Below are 22392 nucleotides of genomic sequence, written 5' to 3'. Positions count from 1 at the left end.
GTCCGCCCGCCCCGCCCCTCCCCACGAAGGCGGTCGCCGCGCTCACCGCGCCCTCGACCGCCTCGCCGACGAGCGCTCCGTCGGCGAGCAGCCCGGCCGCCGTGGCGGCAAACCGGTCGCCCGCCCCGCAGCTGTCCCCGCCGTGCGTGGCGGGCGCGGGCACGAGCAACGGGCAGTCCCCGTACGAGAGAAGGGCGCCCCGCGCGCCCAGCGTCACCGCGACCGCGCCGGCCTGCCACCTCCGTACCAGTGCGGCCGCTCCGCGCGCGGTCTCCCGCAGGTCGTCGTGACCGTGACCGACGTGCCCCTCTCCCTCGCCGGCGAAAGCGCGCGCCTCCTTCGCGGTGGGCGACACCAGTCGCGTACCCGGCACGGGCGGGCCGCCGCGCGGATGCGGGTCCCAGACGAAGGGCGCCCGCTCGGCGAGTACGTCGCGCAGGACCTCGGCGGCACCACGCCCGTAGTCGGACACGAACACGGAACGCGCCGAGCGGATCGCCGCACAGGCCTCGTCCGTACGGTCCCGGGCGCGGCCGGTGCCGTGGTCCACCCGGACCAGGGGGCGGTCTCCGGCCAGGATGCGGGTCTTTTCGGGCAGTGCGCCCGAGAGCGGGAGCGGCACCAACGTCAGCCAGGGTTCGACCAGCCTGCGCAGTTCGCGGCTGGCCGGGTCGTCGCCCACCGCGGTGACCAGTGTGACGTCCCGGTCGTCGCGCGCCGCGAGCCAGGCGGCGAGCGCGGCACCGCCCGGCCGCACCCGGTCCTCGCAGTCGGACACGACGGGTACCGGGGCGTCGGACGCGAGCCGTTCGGCGCAGCCGGTGAGATCGCGGTCGAGCAGGGCATCACCGACGACGAGCAGCGGGGCCCTGTCACTCATGGGCGCACTCTCCTCCCGGGTCACTCATGGGAACGGGGTCCGTCATGGGATCGGGTTCCGTCGAGGGCGGCGTCGAACGCGGCGCACAGCATGTGCACGGCCACGAGGTGGAGTTCCTGGACCGTGGCGGCGGAAGGCGCGCCGACGCACAGCGACTCGTCGCTGCCCGCGGCCAGCGGGTTGGGGGCCGGTCCGGTGAGCGCCCAGACGCGCAGGCCCGCCTCGCGCGCCGCGTTGGCGGCCGAGAGCAGGTTGGCGCTGGCCCCGCTGGTGGACAGCAGGACGAGGACGTCGCCGCGCCGCCCGTGGGCGCGCACCTGGCGGGCGAACACCTCGTCCACCCCGTAGTCGTTGGCGATCGCCGTCGTGCTGGACGTGTCGGCGTGCAGCGCGATGGCGGAGAACGGCGGACGGTCCGTGCGGTAACGGCCGACGAGTTCGGCGGTGAGGTGCTGGGCCTGGGCGGCGCTCCCGCCGTTGCCGGCCGCAAGGAGCCGCCCGCCGCCCGTGAGTACGGCGGCGAGGCGTGCGCCCCAGCGCGCGGTGATCTGAGCCGAACCGCGGAAGGGGCCCAGCGCGTCGAGGAGTTCGTCGCAGTGCCCGACGACGGGCGCGAGCGTCATCACGCCACCTCCGAAGGCAGTTCGTGTCCCACCGCGACCTGGCGGTAGACCTGTTCGGCGCCGTCCGCGACCCGCTGCCAGGTGAAGCGGGCCAGCGCCCGCTCCCGGCCCGCCGCGCCGTAGCGCAGCCGCCGCCGTTTCCTGTCGAGCAGTTCGCGCGCGGCCTCGGCGATCGCCCGGTGGTTCCCGGGCGGCACAAGGCGGCCTGTGACCCCGTCGGCCACGGTGTCCCGGTGTCCGCCGACATCGGTGGCGATCACCGGCACGCCGCAGGCCATCGCCTCCAGCGGCACGATCCCGAAGGGCTCGTACGTCGGGGTGCACAGCACGAGGTCGGCGCTGCGGGTGAGGGCGGGCATGTCGGAGGGGTCCACCGCGCCGAGCAGCCGCACGCGGTCGCCCACGCCGAGCCGGTCGGCGAGCCGGAGGAGCCGTTCGGCTTCCGGGTCGGCCTCCAGCAGAGCCGGTACGGGGCCGCCCGCGATGAGGAGTTCGGTGTCGGGGATCCGGGTCAGCGCGCGGATCGCCTGGTCGTAGCCCTTGCGCGGGACGAGCCGGCCGCACGCCAGGATCCGCCGTCCCCACGCTCGTGCGGGGGCACCGCCGGTGTCCGGCCCGGGGTGGAAGTGCGCCACGTCGACGCCGCAGGGCACGACGGACACCTGTCGCGGTGGCACGCCCATGTCCGCGAGTTCGTACACCTCGTCGGTGCAGGTCGCCAGGACCCGTCCGCAGGTGCGGCCGATGTGCCGCTCGACGCCGATGCGTTCGTACGGGCTGGTGTCCTGTTTGCCCTGGTGGCGTCGCTTGACGGTGCCGAGCGCGTGGAAGGTCTGCACGACGGGGATGCCGAAGGCGTGCGCGCCGAGTTGCGAGGCCATGCCGGACATCCAGAAGTGGGCGTGCACGACATCGGGCCTTTCCTCGTCCCAGGCGTGCGCCAGGTACGTGCCGAAGACGGGCATGTGCGGAAAGAGCTCGTCCTTGGGCAGTGGCTCGGGCGGTCCCGCGGGTACGTGCTCCACCACGGCGCCGCCGGGCAGCGGGACGCGGTGGGGCGGTTCGGGCGCGTCACGGCGGGTGTAGACGGTGACGTCGTGGCCCCTGCGCGTGAGCTCTTCGGTCAGGCGGGCCACGTACACGTTCTGGCCACCGGCGTCGGGGCCCCCGAGCGCGGCAAGCGGGCTCGCGTGCTCGGACACCATGGCGATCCTCATCGGGTCACCTCCTTGATCAGCCGCTCCCAGTCGTCCAGGAAGCGGGACAGCCCGTAGTGGGCGAGCGCTGCCGCACGTGCTCCCTCGCCGGTCAGGCGGGCGTGCACGGGATCGGCGACGAAGTTCCGTACGGCATCGGTCAGTACGTCGATTCGGTTGGAGACCACACCGGCACCCTTGGGCACGGCCTCGGTCACCTCGGTCGTGGCGAGGGCGACCACCGGCATGCCCAGATGCATCGCCTCCAGGAGGGACAGGCCGAGCGAGGTCCAGCGGACGGGATGGACGTAGACCCGGCGTGCGGCCATGGCGTGGTGCAGGTCGCACTGGGCGAGGTCGTGGCTGCGGCAGCGGTCGGGCGGCAGGCCGAGCAGGTCGGCGAGGCCGTGAGTGCCCATGCCGAACACGTCGAGCGGCGCCGCCTCCGCGAACCCGGGCAACAGGTCGGTGCCCGTCGTGCGGCCCCGGCGCAGCGGCTCGTTGACAACCACGGCGGCCCGTGCCAGCTCGCCGGTCCACAGGTGACCGGGGTCGACGATGCCGTGTTCGACGACGGTTGTCGGGGTGTCTCCGTTGTCCCACATCAGGCGGTTGAAGTGGGTGACGTGGACGAGGGTCAGGCCGGGGAGGCCGGCGGCCGGGTGGCGGGTGTCTGGCACGTCGCCGTGCGGGGCGTTGTGCTCGACGTACACCGCCGGTACGTCCCGTCCGGGCCTTCGGCCCAACCACCTTTCGGCGAGGGCGAGTTCGTGCGGGCGTTGCAGTACGACCAGGTCCACCTCCGTGTCCCGCAGCCGCTCGGGCGGAAGTTCGACGACGGAGTCCGGCCAGTCGTAGGTACGGGCGCGGCCGAGTCCGTCGGGTCCGCGGTCCGGGGTGACGGGGACGAGGTAGGTGTGCGGTCCCTGGACGAACGCCGTCGTCCAGGAGCCGTGTACATGCCAGAGCAGAATCCTCATGAGGTCAGAACCTTCTCCACCGCCGCGAGCACGTCGTGCGCGGTGACCGTGTCCGGGCAGGGGCGGCCGGGGGCCGGGCGGTGCCGTGCGCGGCTGTCCGCGCAGGGGGCGTCCTGGTCGCCGGGCAGGACGTACGGGATGCCGTACGGCCGCCGACGCTCGGCGGGTACGGCGGGCGCGAACAGCGAGACGACGGGGGTGCCGACGGTCGCGGCGAGGTGCGCGGGGGCGGTGTTGCCGGTGACGACGGCGTCGGCGCGGGCCGGCACGCCGGCGAGTTCCGCCGCGCCGGCGAGTTCCGCCGCGCCGGCGAGTTCCGCCGCGCCGGTCCTGCCCCCGAGGCCGAGCCCGTCGGCGCTCGCCACCTTGGCGGTCAGCTCCCGCTCCCCCGGGCCGCCGGTCACCACGACCCGGTGACCGGCCGCGGTCGGCTCGCGCACGGCCTGAGCGCCGTGCTCCGGGCGCCGGGCCCGCGCGGGGACGCCCGCTCCCGGGTGCGGCACGGCGTACGGCGAACCACCGGTCAGGTCCCTGGTTTCGGGCACCGGCCGCACCCGGAGCAGACCGCCGTCTCCTACCGGCTGCGGGAAGCCCGCCGCGGCGGCGAGGGCGAGCCCGACGGCGCGTACGGCGGGACCGGCCGACAGGACGTCGCCGAAGCTGTCGGGACAGGAGACGAGGGCTTGCCCGGCGATCGCGGGCTCGGCGATCGCGGGCTCGGCCGTCACGGCGACACCTCCTGCCAGGGCGGGGCGTCGCGGTGGTGCCACAGGCCGGTGAGCCAGTGCCAGGTGGCGGCCGGCGGGATGAGCACGCTGGTCGCGAGCATGGTGTCGACCTCGTACCGGGTGCGGGGGCCGGGGGCGATCCGGGCCCAGGCGAACTCGGCGGTACCGAGCGCCCAGCCGAGCGATGCGACCGTGGCGCCCCGGCGGCGTCCGAGCGCCGCGAGGGCGCACGCGGCGACGCCCGCCGAGGTGACCGCGAGATGCGTACGGATCCGGCCGCGCGGTGCCGCCGCCCGGTGCCACCAGCCGGGTCCGTGCAGCCGCAGCATGAGCGCGTCGTCGGCGTTGCCGCGCTGGGCGCGCAGGGACACCCACCGGTCGGCGGGGCGCACGGGGTGGCGGGTGGTGCGCCGGCCCCGCTGGATGCGCCAGCCGGCGTCGAGGACGCGCAGCGCGAGGTCGGTGTCCTCGCGGAAGGCGCGCCGGAAGCGTTCGTCGAAGCCGCCGACCTGCTTGAGCGCGTCCGTGCGGTAGGCCATGTCGGCGGTGATCCACCGGGACCGGGCCAGACCCGCCGTGCAGCGCTCCCAGTCGGTGGGGCGGCGCCCGCCGGGCAGCGGCACCGTGATCACGCCCTGGATGCCGGCCGTGTTCGGCGGCGCCTCGGCCAGATCCCGCGCGACCTGCTCGCACCAGTGCGGTCCTGCCTGCACGTCGTCATCGAGGAACACGCACCAGGGCGAGGAGACGGCGCGCAGGCCGGTGTTGCGCGCCGCCGCCGGTCCCCGGCCGCCGCCGTGCAGCACGGTGGTGCGGGCACGCAGGTCGCCGAGGACGCTCAACGGGTGTTCGAGAGGCCCCGGCTCCGGGTCGGTCCTGTCGTCGACCACGACGATCTCGCTGGGCGGCGGCCCGATGGCGGCGACGAGCGCGGCCAGACAGTCGGCGAGCGTGTCGCGCACCACGGTCGGGACGACCACGGCGTACGTGGGGGGAGTCGGCTCCGTGGTGTGCGATGGCTCGGTCATGCGAACGCCCTCCCCCTGCGCACCGCGTACGGCCCGATCGCGAGCAGGTCGACGGGTGCGGAGCCGAAGCACTCGAGCGCGTCGCGCGGGTCGTCGACCATGGGACGGCCCGCCGTGTTGAGGCTGGTGTTGACGACCACCGGCAGTCCGGTGCGCCGCTCGAAGGCGCTCAGCATCCGTGCCACGAGCGGCTCCTGACGCTCGTCGACGCTCTGGATGCGCGCGGTCCCGTCGACGTGCACGACGGCCGGAATGCGGTCACGCCAGTCCCGTACGACGTCATGCACGAACAGCATGTACGGGCTCGGCAGCGGACCCGCGAACAGTTCGTGCGCGCGCTCGGCGGCCACCATGGGCGCCACGGGCCGGAACTCCTCGCGGCCCTTGACCCGGTTCAGCCGCTCCAGGTTCTCGGCCCGCCCCGGGTGGGCGAGCAGGGAGCGGTGTCCGAGGGCTCGGGGTCCGTACTCGCTGCGGCCCTGGAACCAGGCGACGATCCCGTCCCGGGCCAGTTCCTCGGCCACCGTCTCGGCGATGTCCGGCGGCCGCTCGTAGGGCAGGGCGGCCTCTTCGAGCCGGGCGCGCAGTTCCTCGTCGCTCCAGCCCCGGCCCAGGTCGACGCCCGGCATGGGCACCGGGGACTCCTCTTGAACCGCCGCGAAGTGCAGGGCCCCACCGAGTGCGGTTCCGGCGTCTGAGGAGGCCGGCTGGACCCAGACGTGCCGATACGGGCCCTGAGCCGCGATACGGGAGTTCGCGACGCAGTTGAGCGCCACTCCCCCGGCCATCGTGAGCGCCTCGCCGCCGGCCTGCCCGTGCAGCCAGTGCACGAGTTCGAGCAGCACCTCTTCGAGGACGGCCTGGGTGCTGGCCGCGAGGTCGGCGTGGTCCTGCGTCCAGGGCTCGCCCCTGGGGCGCGGGGGCGCGAACTCCGCCCAGTCGACGCCGTGCGCCCGGAAACCGCCGTCGCCCGTCGGGTGGACCAGCTGCCGCAACTGGGGCAGGAAACGGGGTTTGCCGTAGGAGGCGAGGGCCATCACCTTGTACTCGTCGCTGCTGCGCAGGAAGCCGAGATGCTCGGTGAGCTCCTCGTAGACGAGCCCGAGCGACTCCGGCAGGGCCTGGGCGGCCAGCACCTCGAGCCGGTCTCCGTGGTAGCGGCCGGCGAGATGCGAGGCGGCCTCGCCCCGTCCGTCGAGCACGAGGACCGCGCTGTCCGGGTGCGGCGACGCGGGACCCGCGGACGCCGCGTGTGCGACATGGTGGGGTACGAAACGGACGGCCTCCGGGGCAAGCCCCGGCAGCGCCTCGGCCAGAAACTGCGGGGCCCTCTCGGCGTACCGGATGCGCAGCGGGTCCCACGGGTCGTGCAGGCCCATCTCCTGGGCGGGACGGGCCAGCGCCGGATCGAAGGAGTAGGTCACGGCGTCGAGCTCGTCCGGGCGTACGCCCCCCTGCTCCAGGCACCACCGGGCGGCGTGCTCGGGCAGCTCCCACGCCGAGAACGGCACGGGGCGCTTTCCGTGCTTGCGCCGGCTGAACCGCTCCTCCTCGGCCGCGGCGACCGTGCGGCCGTCGACGACGAGCGCGGCGGCCGGATCATGGAAGAGAGCGTTGATGCCAAGGATGTGCATGATGGGCGGCTCCATCCGAAGCGTGTGTGAGAACCCTGAGCTTTACGCGGTTGCCCACTGCGGCTGTCTCAAACAATTGGAGACAAGTCGCCCGGAATTGGCACATTCCGTATTGGTACGTTCTCCACCGTTCGTGACCGGATCGCGAGGGAACTCGGGGACCATGCAGCACAGCAACCCAGATCCCGATCCGCTGCGGAGTCCCGGCCTGGAGCCCGGTGGCGGCGTCCCGCCCGGCGAGACCCCGCCTGCCGAGGGCAGTACCCCCGGCGCCGGCCCGCAGGAGACCCACAACCCGACGCGCGGCTGGGCCAAGGGCCCGTTGGCCCTCATCCTGGTCGTGGTGGTGCTGATCGCCGCGGGCTTCCTCGCGTTCGCGATCGTGCTCGCCTTGTGAGCGTTGCGGCAGGCACGCTCCAACACATGACGCGTACCGCGGCTGCCGACGTCCGACGTCGGTCAGGTCCGACGTCGGTCAGGCGTCAGTCAGGCTGTTCCTGAGGGCCGGGCTCCTCCTCCACCGGGGGAACCTGCGGACCGCCGTTCTCAGCGCCGTCACGCCGCCCCGAGCCCGCCTCGTCCGTGTCCGGGTAGGCCTCCGAAGGCTCTTCCTCAGCCGCCGCCGGAACGTCGACGATGGCGTCCTCCCGCTCGGCTTCTTCCTGCGACGGGGGCAGATCTCGCGGCACTTTCGTCTCCGTGCCCGGCTCCTCCGCCCGTTTCTCGTTCATGCCGACCGCTCCCTTCGTCGAACGAGAGCAAACCCGCTAGGGCAGAGGCGTGCCGCCCGTCGCGTTGAGGATCTCCGCCGTGATGAAGCTCGCCTCCTGGGAGGCGAGATAGACGTACGCCGGGGCCAGCTCGGCGGGCTGTGCCGGGCGGCCCAAGGGGGCCTGTTTGCCGAATTCCACCGTGTCGGGCAGCGTCGAGGGGATCAGCGGCGTCCACACCGGGCCCGGCGCGACCGCGTTGACGCGGATGCCACGGTCCACCAGCATCTGGGCCAGCCCCTGGGTGAAGGTCACGATCGCGCCCTTCGTCGTCGCGTAGTCCAGCAGGTGGGGGCTGGGCTTGTAGGCCTGCACGGACGTGGAGTTGATGATGCTGCCGCCCTCCGGGATATGCGGCAGGGCGAACTTCGTCAGCCAGAACATCCCGTAGATATTGGTGCGCATGACCCGGTCGAACTGCTCGGTGGAGATCGCCTCGATGCCGTCCGGCTGCGACATCTGGTACGCCGCGTTGTTCACCAGGACATCGATACGGCCGAACTCACCGGACGCCCGCCCGATCAGCGCCCGGCAGTTCTCCTCGTCCCGGATGTCGCAGGAGACCGCGACGGCCTTGCGGCCGGCACCCTCCACCAACCGGGACGTCTCACTCGCCTCGGTCGCCTCCTCCTGAAGGTAGGTGAACAGCACATCGGCGCCCTCCCGGGCGAAGGCCAGGGCCACCGCCCGCCCGATGCCGGAATCCCCACCGGTGATGACCGTCTTGCGGCCTTCCAGGCGGCCGCTGCCGCGGTAGGACTCCTCACCGTGATCGGGCGGCGGGTCCATCGGCCCTGTCCAGCCCGGATGGGGCTGGTCCTGTGCCGGAAACTCGGGGCGAGGGTGCTGCGTCGCCGGGTTCTGCTGCGCGTGCTGCGGATCGGTCACGTCGGCCTCCTGACCGCTGGTCGAGTCCGGTCAGGCGGCCGAGTTCCCGTCTCGCCCCGGCCGAAAAGTCGGGCGCCGGGTCAGCGGCGCAGTTTCACCCGGTCCAGGGCGACAACGCCGAAGGCGGCCAGAGCGATCTGGAAGATCCACTCCACCCAGTCGACGCCCTCCGTGTCGGCCACGTCGAAGGCCGACGCGATCGCCGATCCCACGAAGGCCGCCAGGATACCGACCACGATCGTCCACAGAATGCCGATGCGCTGACGCCCCGGCACGACAAGCCGGCCCAGCACGCCGATGACGATACCGATCACAATCGCACTGAAAATGCCTGAGATCTCCATGGCTCCTCGCTCTTCCGCACTGCTGTGCGGTTACGAGTCCCCCCTGGGGACCGGACCAGTCCCCTCCGGCCGGACCAGTCCTCCGCACCGGTTTCGGCGTCGTACGAGGGTGAGCCGCGCGCTCACGGGTACCCGAGGCCGATGACCTCGCCCCGCCTGTCCACGAGGGGCCGCACACCGACTCATGATGTGAGGTGATCCTCCATGACCGACCTCTCCCACCACGAAGTCGACGTCCTGTGGGACGAGTTCCACCGTGTGGTGAACATGACCTCGCAGGAGCTGAGTACCTGGCTCAGGACCCGGGACGCGAGCCCTCTCACCGAGCCGCTGCCCGATCAGGCCGGGAGCGAGGCGGGACAGCACATCCTGTCGATCCTGGCCAAGCGCCGCAGGGACCTCACGGACGACGACGTACGCCTCATGCGCAAGGTGGTCGACCGCATCCATGCCCTGAGCGACGAGGAGCGGGAGCCGGAGGCCGCCGACCAGAGCAGGCGCCACCGGCTCATGTCCCTGGGACACGACCCCCTCAAGCCCTCATGACCATGGTTTCCGCCCACGGGCGCGGGGCACCCGGGGCGGGTGTTCACCAGGCGGAAGGCTCGCGCCTCGGCGCGCATGCGGCGGACCGCGGAGCGAACCACTGACGCGCTGGACGCGCGGCTGCCGGTCTCCGAGGGCGGTTCGCTGCTGCGCAAGGCGTTTCCCGACCACTGGTCGTTCCTGCTCGGCGAGCTCGCGCTCTACAGCTTCGTCGTCCTGCTGCTGACCGGGGTCTGGCTGACGCTGTTCTTCCATCCGTCGATGAACGAGGTCGTGTACGACGGCTCGTACCGGCCGCTCGAGGGCGTACGCATGTCGGAGGCGTACGAGTCGACCCTGCACATCAGCTTCGACGTGCGCGGCGGGCTCCTCATCCGGCAGCTGCACCACTGGGCGGCCCTGGTGTTCCTCGCGGCGATCGGCGTGCATCTGCTGCGGATCTTCTTCACCGGCGCCTTCCGCAAGCCGCGCGAGGTGAACTGGATGATCGGCGTGACGCTGTTCCTGCTGGCGCTCGCCGAGGGCTTTGCGGGCTACTCGCTGCCGGACGACCTGCTGTCCGGCACGGGGCTGCGCATCGCGCAGGGGATCATGCTGTCGATCCCGGTGGTGGGGACGTATCTGAGCATGTTCGCGTTCGGGGCCGAGTTCCCGGGCGAGGACATGGTTCCGCGGCTGTACTCGCTGCACATCCTGCTGTTGCCCGGCCTGCTGCTCGCGCTCGTCACCGTCCATCTGATCCTGGTCTTCTACCTGAAGCACACGCACTGGGCGGGGCGCGGCCGGACCAACCGCAACGCCGTGGGCAAGCCCATGTTCCCGCAGTTCGTGGCGAGTTCGAGCGGCCTGTTCTTCACCGTCTTCGGCGTACTGACGGTGCTGGCGGGGCTGGCGCAGATCAATCCGGTCTGGGCGTACGGGCCCTACCGCACGGACCATGTGTCGACCGGCTCGCAGCCCGACTGGTACGTGGGATTCCTCGAAGGCTCGCTGAGACTCGTGCCGCCGTGGGAGACGGCGGTCGCCGGGCACACGGTCATGTGGAACGTGCTGCTGCCCGCCGTGATACTGCCGCTCGCCCTCTTCGCGGTGCTGTACGCGTATCCGTTCTTCGAGAAGTGGGTCACCGGCGACGACCAGGAGCACCATCTGTGCGACCGGCCGCGGGACAAGCCCGTACGCACGGGGCTCGGCGTCGCCGCGATCGTCTTCTACGGCGTACTGCTCGCGGCAGGCGGCAACGACGTCATCGCGCACACCTTCAGGATCTCGCTCAACACTCTGACGTGGGTATTCCGGATCCTCCTCGTGGTGCTGCCGCCGCTCGCGTTCATGGTGACCAAGCGGGTCTGTCTCGCCCTGCGGGAGGCGGAGCTGAAGCGGCTCGAGGAGGGCGAGGAGACCGGCGAGGTGCGGCAGTCGGTGGAGGGCGGATACGAGGAGAGCCACGAACCGCTGGACGCCGAGCGGCAGTACATCCTGCGGACGCGCGAGCTGCCGCAGCCGTTGACCGTGCCGGAGCGCAACGGCGACGTGCCTCGGCTGCGACGGCTGCGTGCCACGCTGAGCTCCTGGTACTACCGTGACCGTGTCGAGGCGGAACGGCCGTCCCGTAAGGGCGAGTTGGAGCCCTGACCGGCCCGATCGGGGTGGCCGGGGCGTCCGGGACCGGCCCGATCGGCCCGTCCGGCGTACTGGAAGACCATTCCGAATACACCGTGCGCCAGCACACCGAGGCCGAGCAGCAGCAGCCACAGGCCGTAGACCACGCCGAGGGCGACGACGACCGATCCCACGGCCGTGGTGATGGGCCAGGGGCTGTGCGGCGGGAGGAACTCCAGGGGCCCTGCGGTCTCCACCACCTGGGCGTCGCCGCGGTCCTGGGCCCTGGGGCCGCGCCTGCGGTACTGGACGTGCAGGAAGAACGCCACGAGTGCCGCCATCAGGAAGGCGATGGCCAGGACGGCGGTGCCGGCGGGTTCCTCGGAGAACCAGCCGTATCCGACGGCGGTGACGGCGAAGAAGACCGCCACCCCGGTGAACAGACGTGCCTCGGTCCTCATCAGAAGGTCCTCATCAGAAGGTCGTCAGAAGGCGTGGCTCCATCCCGACAGGACGGCCCGTACCCGATCTACGAGGCCGGGCCCGGGAAAGAGCAGCTTGCTCGTCGGCGGAACACCGGGGACGGCCGGGTAGGGACGCGTCGGCACGATGGATTTCACCCGGCGGATCCGGCTGCCGAGATCGGTCAGCGTCGTCGGCGGCAGAGCGGCCTGGAGGCGGGGGAAGAGCAGGTCCTCCTCTTCCCGGGTCTGGAGGCGGACCTCACGCAGCAGCTGGTCGACAAGTCGCCCGAATGTGGAAGTCCCCGCCTCGGCGTCTTCGAGATCTCTCATCAGCTGCTCGACGCGACCGTGGTCCTCCATTCCCTTCTTCGCGAGATCGGCTCCGTCCGCGATGCGATCACTCAGGACCGGATAGACGAATTCCTCTTCGGAAACGAAATGCCGTACCAGCTCGATGGTGGCCCGGTCCGTATAGATCTTGCATATCCGGTCAGCGCTGGGAAGTGCCTCGATCTGCCGAAATATGTCTTCCACGTGGCGGTGGTCATCGGTCAGTTCCCTGATGGCGTCCGTCTCACCTGCCATGGTCTCGTCCACCTCTTGTTTGTGCCCCGCACGCCGGGGTACTGCGCGGGCTCATGGGCACGTCCGCGAGGAAGACCGTTCCGATCGGCCCGCCGTCAACTTCACCAGGATCACCAGGCCTGCGGCTGGGGCGTGCCCTGTACCGCTGGGCGACCACCACCGATCACAAGGTGATCGGCAATCTCTACATGGTCACCGCGTTCGGATTCTTCCTGCTGGCCGGCGTCCTCGCGCTGCTGATGCGGGCCGAACTCGCCCGTCCCGGACTGCAGTTGGTGAACGAGCACACGTACAACCAGCTGTTCACCATCCACGGCACCATCATGATGCTGCTGTTCGCGACGCCGATGTTCGCGGGCTTCGCGAATGCCGTGATGCCATTGCAGATCGGGGCTCCGGACGTGGCCTTCCCTCGTCTCAACGCCCTTTCGTACTGGATGTATCTGTTCGGCGGGCTGATGGTGGTCTCCGGCTTCCTGGTGCCGGGTGGTGCGGCCGCGTTCGGCTGGTTCGCCTACGCACCGCTCAACAGCGCCGTGCGCTCGCCCGGATCCGGCGGCGACTTGTGGACCATGGGGCTGGTGATCACAGGTGTGTCCACCACGCTCGGCGCGGTCAACTTCATCACCACCATACTGTGCCTGCGCGCGCCGGGCATGACGATGTTCCGAATGCCGATCTTCACCTGGAACATTCTGTTCACGTCCATTCTCGTACTGCCCGCCTTCCCCGTCCTGACCGCCGCACTGCTGGCGCTGGAGGCGGATCGCAAATTCGGGGCGCACATCTTCGAAGCGGCCAATGGCGGCGCCATTCTGTGGCAGCACCTCTTCTGGTTCTTCGGCCATCCCGAGGTCTATATCGTGGCGCTGCCGTTCTTCGGCATCATCAGCGAGATCATCCCGGTGTTCAGCCGTAAACCCATCTTCGGTTATGTGCCGCTCATCGGCGCGACCATCGCCATCACCATGCTCTCGGCGGTGGTGTGGGCGCACCACATGTTCGCCACGGGCGCCGTACTGCTGCCGTTCTTCTCACTGATGTCGTTCCTCATCGCGGTACCGACCGGCATCAAGTTCTTCGCCTGGATCGGCACCATGATCAAGGGATCGCTGTCCTTCGAGACCCCGATGCTGTGGGCCATGGGCTTCCTGGTGTCGTTCCTGCTCGGCGGGCTGAGCGGCGTGCTCATCGCCTCTCCGCCGCTCGACTTCCACCTCACGGACTCGTATTTCATCGTGGCGCACCTGCACTACGTGCTGTTCGGCACGGTCGTGTTCGCGATGTTCGCGGGCTTCTACTTCTGGTGGCCGAAATTCACCGGGAAACTGCTCGACGAACGCCTCGGAAAGGTCCACTTCTGGCTGCTGTTCATCGGCTTCCAGCTGACCTTCCTTGTGCAGCACTGGCTCGGCGAGAAGGGAATGCCCCGTCGGTACGCCGACTATCTGCCCGCGGACGGCTTCACCCTGCTCAACACGCTTTCCTCGGCCGGTGCGTTCCTGCTCGGCGTGTCCACGCTGCCGTTCCTCTACAACGTGTGGCGGACGGCGCGGTACGGACAGCGCGTGACGGAGGACGATCCCTGGGGGTACGGCCGGTCACTGGAGTGGGCCACGTCGAGTCCGCCGCCGCGCCACAACTTCGTGGCGTTGCCCCGGATCCGCTCGGAGTCCCCGGCCTTCGACCTGAACCATCCCCAGTACGCCCACCAGGACAGTAAGCAGCACGAGGCGTAAACTTACACTTTGCCACCGGAAACACGGCTCCGGACCATGGTCACCCGCCGCGCTCCTCACGTTTGAGGTGGTGCTCCTGGGTACTTGAGAGGCTCAGGAACAGAGTCGGCCGCCTTGGTAACCCCGGAAAATCGGGGTACGGGCGCCGGTAGTGTCGTCTCGGAGATGAGTACCACGAGCATTTCATTGAGGGGACCGCGCTTCCCCGTTCCCTGGCTGGTGACCCTTCGGGGAGTCACCCTGGAGACGGGATGGATGACCGTGCGACTGGCCGGCCTGCCGCTGGATCTCGCCCTGTGGGGTGTGCGGCAGTTCGCCGGACTGATCGGCGCCGTTGACCGCCGGCTGCCGACGGACGACGACAAGTGTGAACCCGATGTGTCGGGCATGCCTGTGGTGTTCGTACACGGCCTTGCCGACCGTCCGTCGATCTTCTCGAAGCTGCAGAACGGTCTGCGCGGCTGCGGGGCCGGGCCGTTCGTCACGGCGACGTACAACGTCTTCAACCCCGACATCCGCGTCGCCGCCCGCATGCTGGGCGAGCAGGTCGAACGGGTGCGGAAGCAGAACGGCGACCGGCCCGTGTGCCTGGTGGGGCACAGCATGGGCGGACTGATCGCGCGCTACTACGTGCAGCGGCTGGGCGGAGACGCCCATGTGCCGTTGGTGATCACGCTGGCCACGCCGCACAGCGGCACCGCGATGGCGCTGTGGGCTCCTCCGCACCCCGTGCTGCGCCAGCTGCGCCCGGGAAGTCCGCTGCTGGCCGAGCTGGCCGAGCCGTGCCCCGACTGCCGCGCCCAGTTCGTCGCCTTCTACAGCAACCTCGACGAGGCGGTCATCCCGACCGCCCGGGGCCGCCTCGATCACGAGGACCTGCTGGTGCGCAACGTCCTCGTGGACGGCGTCGGGCATCTGATGCTGCCCGTGCACGGCACGGTCATCAATGAGGTCCGCGCGCTGCTCACCGACGCCGCCGTGCAGGTTCCGCTGGCCGGCTGAGCCGCCGCCCATGACAGGGCGGCCGGCTTGCGAGAGGCTGGGTACATCCAGCAGATGCCGGAAGAAGACGACACCATGCGCAAGGACGGTGACATCGCCGTGGCACCCGACAGGCGCGGGTGGAACGTGCGCCCGTACCAGGCCAGGGACGAGCCGACCGTACGAGATCTGATCGATGCCGACCGGCTGCCCGGGCAGCCGCGTTGCGTACCGGAGCTGCCGGCCGCCGCGCTGCAGGGCTGCCCGTCCGCGGCGGGCTGGCAGGCACCGGCCCGGGCACGCCTGAGCGTGCTCACCGACGCCGACGACCGGCCCCTGGGCACCATCGCGTTTCTGTCCTGGCAGGACCTGCGCTCCGGGCTGATCCATCTTCTGCACGCCCGCGAGGACACCGCGGCCCTGCAGGACCTGGTCGCCCATGCCCTGGCCGCGCTCGGTGACTGCCCGCGGATCGAGGCGTTCACCTGTGCCGAACCGGGCGCCCTGGGCCCGGGCGGCCTGCCCCGCACCCACCGCGCCGCGACCCATGACGTACTGGTCCGCCGGGGCTTCACCGGCCGCCTCCGGGGCCACTACCTGCTTCGGTCCCTCCGTTGCGGTCCTTCGCCTCCCAAACTCGTGGCCGACGTGTTCCCCAACGAGTTTCCGCCGGGCCATCGTCTGGTCTTCCACGAGGCGGCCGAGCCGGTCGCCGAGATCGTGGTGAGCACGGCGCGCGATCGCACCGCGACCGTGTACTGGCTCGAGACGGTGAGCCCGTACCGCCACCGCGGTCTGGGCCGCAAACTCCTCGACCAGGCGCTGGCCCTGCTCGCCGAGGAGGGCGCCACACATGTCGTCGCCGTCGTCGGCACGTCGTCGCGCCCGACCGGTACCAGCGGCGCCGCGCCGCGGCTCTTCCACGAGGCCGGATTCGAGCTGGTCGATGAGCTGTGGGAGTACGACCGGCTGAGCGATGCCGTGTCGGCACCGCACCGGACGCAGGGGCGGTGACCGTTTCAGGGGTGTTTGTCGCGCCCGGGCCGGGCAACCCGAGCCCCTACCGACCAACCCCGACGCGACGGGAGCGCATGGATGACCCACGCTGCCCAGCGCCCGCCTCCGTCCCCCCGTACCTCGGCCCCGCGGATCGGCGTCCTCGGCTCGTACGGCGGCTTCAACATCGGCGACGAGTCCATCCTGACCTGTGTGCTGGGCTGCCTGAGGCACCATCGCCCGCACGCCCGGATCGTCGTCTTCAGCCGGAACGCCGAGCACACCCGCACCCACCACCGCGGCGTCGACGAGGTGGTGGACTGGGAGGGCGTCGCCCAGAGGCAGCTGCTGGACGCGCTGTCCGGCCTGGACCTGCTGGTGCTGGGCGGCGGCGGGATCCTCTACGACGGTGAGGCGCGCCGGTACCTGCGGCTGGTCCGTGCGGCGCAGGTCCACGGAGTCCGCACGTTCGCCTACGCCATCGGCGCGGGTCCGCTGAGGGAGGCCGACGACCGGGAGGCGGTACGCACCGTGCTGCCGGAGATGGACGACGTGGTGGTACGGGACGAGGAGTCCGGCCTCGTCCTCGACGAGGTCGGGGTCGAGCGCGAGCTCACGGTCACCGCCGACCCGGCGCTGCTGCTGTCCCCGGAGCCGTTCACCGGCCGGATGATGACGCACGAGGGCATCCCGGCCGGGAAACGCCTGGTGGGGATGTCGGTGCGGGAGCCGGGCCGGGCGGCCGAGAAGCTGGACGAGGGCGGCTATCACGCACTGCTCGCGGACGTGGCCGACTTCCTGGTCCGGCGCCTGGACGCCCATGTCGTCTTCATGCCGATGGAACGCCACGACGTGCGCCACGCACATGCCGTGCTGTCGCACATGTCCGCGCCGGACCAGGGCCGGATCATGAACGGCACCTACAGCCCAGGGCAGGTCCTCGGCTTTATGCGCCACCTGGATCTCGCCGTCGGCATGCGCCTGCACTTCCTGATCTTCGCGGCGCTCTCCGGGCTGCCGATCCTGCCGCTCCCCTACTCGGGCAAGGTGTTCGACTTCGCGCGCCGGGTGGGTGCGCCGGCCCTGGTCGGAGTGGCACGGGAGCAGGCCGGGCTGCTGCTGGCGGAGGTGGACCGGCTCTGGGACGAGTATCCGCAGCGGCGCCAGGAGCTGCGGTCGCGTGTCCGAGAGCTGTGCGGGCTCGCCCGGGAGACCTGCGGGCGCTGCGGAGCCCTCCTGGACAAGATCGACGAGATCGACAGCGGCTCCCGCAGGGGCTCTGACGAGCTGCTGGTGTCCCGGCCCGCCCCGGACGACCGTCACGTGGAGGACCTGAGTGCGGGGGCCTGACGGGCACGACCGGCCGGAAGTGCGCGGGCCTCCCGAGGCCCCGCAGCCGAGAGAGGATTGACGGGAGGAAGCGATGCCGATCCTGGAGCCGCCCAACGAGCCCCGTACCGTCACCCTGCCGCCGCGGGAGGCCCGCTACGCGGGCCGGACCGACGTCCTGGTGGTCGGCGGCGGCCCGGCCGGTTGCGGCGCCGCGCTCGCCGCGTCCGACGCCGGGGCCGAGGTCGCCCTCGTCGAGCGCTACGCGTTCCTGGGCGGCAATGCGACCGTGGCCCTCGTCATGCCCCTGATGTCGTTCCACAACGAGCACAAGCAGGCCGCGTTCACCGAGAACGGCGAGGACACCCGGCTGCTGCCCACCGACCACGGCGAGGGCGAGCCGGTGGTCGCCGGCGTTCTGTGGCGCCTCCTTGACCGGCTCACCGCGAGCGGCGGTTGTGTCCCGCCCTCCGTCGAGACCGGCTACACCGTGCCGTTCGACCCGGAGATCTTCAAGATGGTCCTGCTGGAGATGCTCGACGAGGCGGGCGTACGGATGCTGTTCCACTCCTTCGCGTCCGCCGCGCTGCCGCTCGACGACGGCTGGCGCGTGGTCTTCGAGACCAAGTCGGGACCGGTGGTGATCGACGCGGGCGTGGTCGTCGACGGCACGGGTGACGGCGATGTCGCGGCCGCCTGCGGAGCTCCGTACGAGATCGGCCGCCCCGAGGACGGACGGGTGCAGCCGATGACGCTCATGTTCCGCGTCGCGGACTTCCTGCGGCCGCGGTTCGCCGAGTACGTCCGTGCCCACCCCGACGAGTGGCGCGGCGTGCACGGCCTGTGGGACCTGGTCCGGGAGGCCACGGAGGCCGGCGAACTCCGGCTGCCGCGCGAGGACGTGCTGTTCTTCGCCACCCCGCACCCCCGCGAGGTCAGCGTCAACAGCACGCGTGTCACCGGAGCGCTCGGCACCAGCGTCTGGGACCTCAGCCGCGCCGAGTACACCGCCCGCCGCCAGCTGGCACAGATCGACCACTTCCTGCGCACCCGGGTGCCGGGCTTCGAGCACTCCTACGTGATGCAGAGCGGCACCCACATCGGCGTACGGGAGACCCGCCGCATCGTGGGCGACTACCAGCTGACCGGCCACGACATCCTGGCCGCCCGTCCGTTTCCGGACGCCGTCGCGCATGGCGCCTACCCGATCGACATCCACAACCCGGAGGGCACCGGCACGCTCCTCAAACGCGTGCCCACGGGCAGCTTCTACGACATCCCGCTGCGCTGCCTGCTGCCCCGGGACACCGACCGTCTGCTGGTGGCCGGCCGTTGCATCTCCGGTACGCACGTGGCCCACTCCTCGTACCGGGTCATGCCCATCGCAATGGCCACCGGCCAGGCGGCAGGCGCCTGCGCAGCACTGGCCACCCGCCTCGGCCGAAGCCCACGGGACCTGCCGCACTCGCTCGTCCAGCGCGAACTACTGCGACAGGGAGCCCGCCTCCGGGACGGAATCCCCGACGTCACCTCCACACCGAGCTGACAGCGCCCTGTCCGCCGTACTCGGGCTGACAGCGGCCCCGTCCGCCGTACGCGGTTCGGGGCACCCCGCGCCGGAAACGCGGTGCGTGGTTTCGGCCACCCCGCGCCGGGAACTCGGGCGCGGGCCTAAGGACGCAAAGCGCACTTCAGGGGCGCGGGGTTGCCACACGAGCGACCCCGCCGCGCGGGCGCGAAGCTTCAGGGGCGCGGGGCTGTGTCCATCTGCGGCTCCGCCGCGCGGACGCGACCAGCGCCCTTTAGGGGCGCGGGGCTGTGACAATGTGCGGCTCCGCCGCGCGGACGCGACCAGCGCCCTTCAGGGGCGCGGGGCTGTGTCAATATGCGGCTCCGCCCCGTGGGCGCGACCAGCGCCCCTTTAGGGGCGCGGGGAACTGCGCGACCAGCCACAAACCACCCGCACACGAAAACGAACCCAACCGCCAACGAACCCAACCGCCCAACCACCCAACCACCCAACCACCCAACCGTCGGAGGCAACCCATGCCATTCCGCGACCGCAAGCACGCCGGCAGGCAACTCGCCCTGCGGCTCGCCGAGTGGGCCGATTCCGGCGACCTCATCAACCTGCTCGTCCTCGCCCTGCCACGCGGCGGCGTACCCGTCGCGGCGGAGGTCGCCCGCGAACTGCACGCGCCGCTGGACGTACTGACCGCCCGCAAGATCAGCACCCCGGTCCGGCCGGAAGCGGCGATCGGCGCGATCGTCGGCGAGGACCCCCCGCTCTTCGACCGGCGCAGCCTGGCGCTCCTGGACATGACCGAGGACCGGCTCGGCGCGGACGTCGCCCGCGAGCGCAATGAGCTGCACCGCCGCGAATACCTCTACCGGGGCAGCCGCCCGGCCCCCTCCGTGCGCGGCCGCGCCGTCGTCCTGATCGACGACGGCCTCGCCACCGGCCTGACCGCCACCGCGGCCCTGCGCTTCCTGCGCCGGCAGGAGCCGGGACGGCTCGTCCTGGCCGTACCGGTCGGCAGCCCGCAGGCGGTGGCCGAACTCCGCCGGGAGGCCGACGACGTCGTCTGCCTCGAACAGCCGCCGGCCTTCCAGGCGGTCAGCGAGTGGTACGAGGACTTCCGCCAGATCTCCGACGCGGAGGTCGTCGACACTCTGCACGCCTTCCACGCCACGGCCTGAGCCCGGAGCCCGGCACCCAAAGCCGAGGCGCACCAGCCCCCTTGACGTCACGTCAGGCCGTTGCCACACTCACCACCCGCACCAGAAAGCGCTTGCTAACGTACTTCCCGCAACGTGCCGCCGCTCCCCGAGCCAAGTCGCCCCAGGTCACGCACGCCCGGTCGTGAATCGATTCAATCGAATCGGCTTCGACGACCGTAGTGAAGTGCTGGACGGCAACGGGGGCAGCGGACGCGTCCACCCCCACGTACAGGAGAAGACGAGATGGGACGCAGAGCCGCACCTCACCTCATCGGCAGAGCCTTAGGTACGCGCAAGAAGCGGGCCGGCGTCACCGCCGCCTGTGCCACCGCCCTGCTCACCGGAGCGGCCGTGCTGACAGCACCCGCCGACGCGGCCCAGGAACCGGCCGCCGCACCGGAACCGGCGGCTGCCGCCAGGGCGGCGGCCTGCGGCGACGGCTCGTTCCAGGCCGAGGCCGTGCTCAGCGGCAGCACCTGGACCGCCCGCCGCGGCAGCAGCGTCGCCTACACCGGCACCGACATGCGTGCGGCGATGCAGGCCGCCGTCAACAGCCTTACGGCGGGCCGGACTTCGAAGGAACGGGTCGTCGTGCGCGGCTCGGGCTCCATCAGCGCCGGATCCAGGGTCTCCCTGCCGAGCTACACCGTCCTCGACGTGTGCGGCACGATCAACGTCACCGGCACGGGCTCCGGCGACCAGGCCCCCGTCTACGCACGCGGCGCCCGGGACATCGAGGTCCAGAATCTGAAACTCACCGGCGCCCCGCTGTACGGCGTCTTCATGCGCAACGTGCAGAACGTCGTCCTCGGCCAGATCGACATGCGCCTGTCGCGCGGTCTCGGCGTCCGCATCGACAACCGCGGCGACACCAGCCAGTGGACCAAGAACGTCAGGATCGACAACGTGTACGTGTCCGGGGCGAGCAGCCACGCCGTGGAGACGTACGGCGTCGACGGCATCACCATCGGCACGGTCACCGCCCGCAATGTCGGCGAGTCCGGTCTGCTGCTCAACCAGACCATCAACGCCACCGTCACCAAGGTCGACGCGGACAACGCGGGCGCCGGCACCGGTTACGCGGCCTTCCGCATGGCCAACCGCAACGGCCGGGTCGGCAGCAGCTACCCGACCAACATCCGGGTGGGCGAGGTCATCGCGCGCGGTGGCGGACGCGGCGTCTTCTGCGTCTCCGAGAGCGGCGGCGCGGTCATCGACAAGGTGTCCCTCTCCAACACCGGCAACAACTCGATCCTGATCGAGAACTGCTCCAACGTGAACATCGCCGCCCAGAGCGGCACCGTCACCGGCGGCGGAGAGATCCGGCTCGCCGCGCGCTCCGACTTCCCGAACAACCGGGACATCACCATCCAGAACCTCACGGTGACCGACTCGGCCATCAGGGAAAGCCCCTGCGGCGAGAACACGACGTTCCGCAACAACCGGCTGGTCAACAGCAGCCAGAACATCTGTTAGCGAGCACCGCACGACGAGGGTGGCGGCCGGTTCCCCGCAAAAACGGCCGCCGCCCGAACCGTCAGGACACGTCGGTCAGCTTGGGCATCTCGCCCTTGATCGTCGTGGTGTCGATGACGGAGAACAACGCGCCCTGCGGGTCGCTCAGTGCCGCGAAGCGGCCGAAGGGGCTGTCCATCGGGCCGAACCGAAGCACCCCACCGCGCTCGGTGGCCTTCGCCACCGCGGCGTCGCAGTCCTCGACCGTGAAGTAGACGTTGATGTAGGGCGCCACCTCCGGCGGGAACTCCTCCGTCATCTTCATCCGCCCGAGCACCGGCTCCTTGTCGATGTTGAAGAGCCGGAAGTCCATCTCCTCGTCTTCCATCTGCTGCGCGCTGTACGGGAAGACGGCCGGGAAGAAGGCGTCGGACTTCTCGGGCTCCCGGGTGAAGACCTCGGCCCAGCAGTACGCGCCGGGCACCGCCTTCGCCTCGAAGCCCTCATGCTTGCCGGCCTGCCACACGCCGAAGACAACACCGCCCGGGTCGCGGGCGAGCAGCATGGAGCCGAAGTCGCCGACCTGCATGGGTTCCATCACCACCTCACCGCCGTTGTCACGGATCCTGGCGGCGGTGGCGATGACGTCCGGCGACGCGAAGTACAGGCACCAGGCCGACTGTTCCTCCGCGCCGGGCATCGGCGGGACGACGGCGGCCACCGCCTTGCCGTTCGAGTACGCCTCCGTGTAGTTGCCGAACTCCGTCGACGTCTCGCCGAACGTCCAGCCCAGCACGTCACCGTAGAAGCTTTTAGCCCCCTCGACATCGCTGAACATCGCATCGGCCCAGCACGGCGTTCCCTCGGGTTCCACGGCCATGGCTCCGCCTCCCTCTTCGTCGA

The 22392-nt window shown here is 70.9% G+C and carries 22 protein-coding genes and 1 pseudogene; 10 read left to right on the top strand and 13 right to left on the bottom strand.

The genetic code is table 11. The features are described from left to right. From G5C60_RS07040 to G5C60_RS07010, 7 genes and pseudogenes are all read right to left on the bottom strand, one after another. Positions 1-880 (bottom strand): bifunctional heptose 7-phosphate kinase/heptose 1-phosphate adenyltransferase (locus tag G5C60_RS07040; RefSeq protein ID WP_241266561.1); only part of this gene is annotated, 880 nt, incomplete at its 3' end. A 20-nt stretch (positions 881-900) separates the two neighbouring features. Next, complete coding sequence (locus G5C60_RS07035; protein ID WP_165255757.1) at positions 901-1503, bottom strand: D-sedoheptulose-7-phosphate isomerase; 603 nt, start codon at positions 1501-1503, stop codon at positions 901-903. Then, entirely contained in the window at positions 1503-2720 is a 1218-nt protein-coding gene (locus tag G5C60_RS07030; RefSeq protein WP_165255755.1) for a glycosyltransferase, read from the bottom strand. The genes G5C60_RS07035 and G5C60_RS07030 overlap by 1 nt, the downstream gene beginning before the upstream one ends. Further along, entirely contained in the window at positions 2717-3679 is a 963-nt protein-coding gene (locus G5C60_RS07025; RefSeq protein ID WP_165255752.1) for a glycosyltransferase, read from the bottom strand. The genes G5C60_RS07030 and G5C60_RS07025 overlap by 4 nt, the downstream gene beginning before the upstream one ends. Then, positions 3676-4293: pseudogene (locus G5C60_RS07020) on the bottom strand (glycosyltransferase family 9 protein); the annotation flags it as partial. The pseudogene G5C60_RS07020 and the gene G5C60_RS07025, both read right to left, overlap by 4 nt. A 110-nt stretch (positions 4294-4403) precedes the next feature. Beyond that, entirely contained in the window at positions 4404-5435 is a 1032-nt protein-coding gene (locus tag G5C60_RS07015) for a glycosyltransferase family 2 protein (protein WP_165255750.1), read from the bottom strand. After that, entirely contained in the window at positions 5432-7069 is a 1638-nt protein-coding gene (locus G5C60_RS07010) for a carbamoyltransferase family protein (RefSeq protein WP_165255748.1), read from the bottom strand. The genes G5C60_RS07015 and G5C60_RS07010 overlap by 4 nt, the downstream gene beginning before the upstream one ends. Positions 7070-7232: 163 nt before the next feature. On the opposite strand from G5C60_RS07010, the gene G5C60_RS07005 reads away from it, so the two are divergent. Continuing rightward, entirely contained in the window at positions 7233-7466 is a 234-nt protein-coding gene (locus tag G5C60_RS07005) for a DUF6480 family protein (protein WP_165255746.1), read from the top strand. An 85-nt stretch (positions 7467-7551) separates the two neighbouring features. On the opposite strand, the gene G5C60_RS07000 is transcribed toward G5C60_RS07005, so the two are convergent. The 3 genes from G5C60_RS07000 to G5C60_RS06990 form a co-directional block, all read right to left on the bottom strand. Further along, positions 7552-7800, bottom strand: coding sequence for a hypothetical protein (locus G5C60_RS07000; RefSeq protein WP_165255586.1), 249 nt, complete (start codon positions 7798-7800; stop codon positions 7552-7554). Between the two features lie 36 nt (positions 7801-7836). Then, positions 7837-8727, bottom strand: coding sequence for an SDR family oxidoreductase (locus tag G5C60_RS06995; RefSeq protein WP_165255743.1), 891 nt, complete (start codon positions 8725-8727; stop codon positions 7837-7839). An 80-nt stretch (positions 8728-8807) separates the two neighbouring features. Beyond that, positions 8808-9071, bottom strand: coding sequence for a GlsB/YeaQ/YmgE family stress response membrane protein (locus G5C60_RS06990; RefSeq protein ID WP_165255741.1), 264 nt, complete (start codon positions 9069-9071; stop codon positions 8808-8810). A 204-nt stretch (positions 9072-9275) separates the two neighbouring features. Here G5C60_RS06990 and G5C60_RS06985 point away from each other — a divergent pair, with 204 nt between their 5' ends. Together G5C60_RS06985 and qcrB are read left to right on the top strand one after the other, a co-directional pair. Further along, positions 9276-9617, top strand: a complete 342-nt coding sequence (locus G5C60_RS06985) for a DUF3140 domain-containing protein (RefSeq protein ID WP_165255738.1) — start codon at positions 9276-9278, stop codon at positions 9615-9617. 75 nt (positions 9618-9692) lie between these two features. After that, positions 9693-11252, top strand: a complete 1560-nt coding sequence (gene qcrB / locus G5C60_RS06980) for a cytochrome bc1 complex cytochrome b subunit (RefSeq protein ID WP_165255768.1) — start codon at positions 9693-9695, stop codon at positions 11250-11252. On the opposite strand, the gene ctaF is transcribed toward qcrB, so the two are convergent. Continuing rightward, positions 11195-11680 carry an aa3-type cytochrome oxidase subunit IV gene (gene ctaF / locus G5C60_RS06975; RefSeq protein ID WP_165255736.1) on the bottom strand — a complete coding sequence of 162 codons (486 nt, stop codon included), beginning with the start codon at positions 11678-11680 and terminating at the stop codon, positions 11195-11197. The genes qcrB and ctaF overlap by 58 nt on opposite strands. 24 nt (positions 11681-11704) lie before the next feature. Next, a complete protein-coding gene (locus G5C60_RS06970) occupies positions 11705-12268 on the bottom strand; it encodes a hemerythrin domain-containing protein (RefSeq protein WP_165255733.1) in 564 nt (187 codons plus the stop codon). Between the two features lie 53 nt (positions 12269-12321). On the opposite strand from G5C60_RS06970, the gene ctaD reads away from it, so the two are divergent. The 7 genes from ctaD to G5C60_RS06935 all read left to right on the top strand — a co-directional run bounded on the left by ctaD (position 12322) and on the right by G5C60_RS06935 (position 21510). Beyond that, positions 12322-14007, top strand: a complete 1686-nt coding sequence (gene ctaD / locus G5C60_RS06965; RefSeq protein WP_165255730.1) for an aa3-type cytochrome oxidase subunit I — start codon at positions 12322-12324, stop codon at positions 14005-14007. Between the two features lie 255 nt (positions 14008-14262). Next, a complete protein-coding gene (locus G5C60_RS06960; protein WP_165255728.1) occupies positions 14263-15009 on the top strand; it encodes an esterase/lipase family protein in 747 nt (248 codons plus the stop codon). A 54-nt stretch (positions 15010-15063) separates the two neighbouring features. Continuing rightward, a complete protein-coding gene (locus G5C60_RS06955; protein WP_165255725.1) occupies positions 15064-16002 on the top strand; it encodes a GNAT family N-acetyltransferase in 939 nt (312 codons plus the stop codon). A gap of 81 nt (positions 16003-16083) precedes the next feature. Further along, entirely contained in the window at positions 16084-17334 is a 1251-nt protein-coding gene (locus tag G5C60_RS06950; RefSeq protein WP_165255723.1) for a polysaccharide pyruvyl transferase family protein, read from the top strand. A gap of 73 nt (positions 17335-17407) precedes the next feature. Beyond that, positions 17408-18859 (top strand): FAD-dependent oxidoreductase, encoded by a 1452-nt coding sequence (locus G5C60_RS06945; RefSeq protein ID WP_165255721.1) that lies wholly within the window; start codon positions 17408-17410, stop codon positions 18857-18859. A gap of 500 nt (positions 18860-19359) precedes the next feature. Further along, positions 19360-20013, top strand: coding sequence for a phosphoribosyltransferase (locus G5C60_RS06940; protein WP_165255718.1), 654 nt, complete (start codon positions 19360-19362; stop codon positions 20011-20013). A gap of 264 nt (positions 20014-20277) precedes the next feature. Further along, on the top strand, positions 20278-21510 hold the full coding sequence (locus G5C60_RS06935) for a hypothetical protein (protein ID WP_165255716.1): 1233 nt from the start codon (positions 20278-20280) through the stop codon (positions 21508-21510). A 61-nt stretch (positions 21511-21571) separates the two neighbouring features. On the opposite strand, the gene G5C60_RS06930 is transcribed toward G5C60_RS06935, so the two are convergent. Beyond that, entirely contained in the window at positions 21572-22369 is a 798-nt protein-coding gene (locus G5C60_RS06930; RefSeq protein ID WP_165255714.1) for a VOC family protein, read from the bottom strand. Between the last annotated feature and the right edge of the window lie 23 nt (positions 22370-22392).

The organism is Streptomyces scabichelini (assembly GCF_011045015.1).
Taxonomy (GTDB): Bacteria; Actinomycetota; Actinomycetes; order Streptomycetales; family Streptomycetaceae; genus Streptomyces; species Streptomyces scabichelini.
The sequence above is the reverse complement of the archived record's forward strand: the minus strand, read 5'-3'. Positions and strand labels throughout refer to the sequence as shown.

Coding starts and splice junctions, on each gene's coding strand:
- G5C60_RS07035 (WP_165255757.1), bottom strand. CDS start 1,503: ATGACGCTCGCGCCCGTCGTCGGGCACTGCGACGAACTCCTCGACGCG.
- G5C60_RS07030 (WP_165255755.1), bottom strand. CDS start 2,720: ATGAGGATCGCCATGGTGTCCGAGCACGCGAGCCCGCTTGCCGCGCTC.
- G5C60_RS07025 (WP_165255752.1), bottom strand. CDS start 3,679: ATGAGGATTCTGCTCTGGCATGTACACGGCTCCTGGACGACGGCGTTC.
- G5C60_RS07015 (WP_165255750.1), bottom strand. CDS start 5,435: ATGACCGAGCCATCGCACACCACGGAGCCGACTCCCCCCACGTACGCC.
- G5C60_RS07010 (WP_165255748.1), bottom strand. CDS start 7,069: ATGCACATCCTTGGCATCAACGCTCTCTTCCATGATCCGGCCGCCGCG.
- G5C60_RS07005 (WP_165255746.1), top strand. CDS start 7,233: ATGCAGCACAGCAACCCAGATCCCGATCCGCTGCGGAGTCCCGGCCTG.
- G5C60_RS07000 (WP_165255586.1), bottom strand. CDS start 7,800: ATGAACGAGAAACGGGCGGAGGAGCCGGGCACGGAGACGAAAGTGCCG.
- G5C60_RS06990 (WP_165255741.1), bottom strand. CDS start 9,071: ATGGAGATCTCAGGCATTTTCAGTGCGATTGTGATCGGTATCGTCATC.
- G5C60_RS06985 (WP_165255738.1), top strand. CDS start 9,276: ATGACCGACCTCTCCCACCACGAAGTCGACGTCCTGTGGGACGAGTTC.
- qcrB (WP_165255768.1), top strand. CDS start 9,693: ATGCGGCGGACCGCGGAGCGAACCACTGACGCGCTGGACGCGCGGCTG.
- ctaF (WP_165255736.1), bottom strand. CDS start 11,680: ATGAGGACCGAGGCACGTCTGTTCACCGGGGTGGCGGTCTTCTTCGCC.
- G5C60_RS06970 (WP_165255733.1), bottom strand. CDS start 12,268: ATGGCAGGTGAGACGGACGCCATCAGGGAACTGACCGATGACCACCGC.
- ctaD (WP_165255730.1), top strand. CDS start 12,322: ATGGGCACGTCCGCGAGGAAGACCGTTCCGATCGGCCCGCCGTCAACT.
- G5C60_RS06960 (WP_165255728.1), top strand. CDS start 14,263: ATGACCGTGCGACTGGCCGGCCTGCCGCTGGATCTCGCCCTGTGGGGT.
- G5C60_RS06955 (WP_165255725.1), top strand. CDS start 15,064: ATGCCGGAAGAAGACGACACCATGCGCAAGGACGGTGACATCGCCGTG.
- G5C60_RS06950 (WP_165255723.1), top strand. CDS start 16,084: ATGACCCACGCTGCCCAGCGCCCGCCTCCGTCCCCCCGTACCTCGGCC.
- G5C60_RS06945 (WP_165255721.1), top strand. CDS start 17,408: ATGCCGATCCTGGAGCCGCCCAACGAGCCCCGTACCGTCACCCTGCCG.
- G5C60_RS06940 (WP_165255718.1), top strand. CDS start 19,360: ATGCCATTCCGCGACCGCAAGCACGCCGGCAGGCAACTCGCCCTGCGG.
- G5C60_RS06935 (WP_165255716.1), top strand. CDS start 20,278: ATGGGACGCAGAGCCGCACCTCACCTCATCGGCAGAGCCTTAGGTACG.
- G5C60_RS06930 (WP_165255714.1), bottom strand. CDS start 22,369: ATGGCCGTGGAACCCGAGGGAACGCCGTGCTGGGCCGATGCGATGTTC.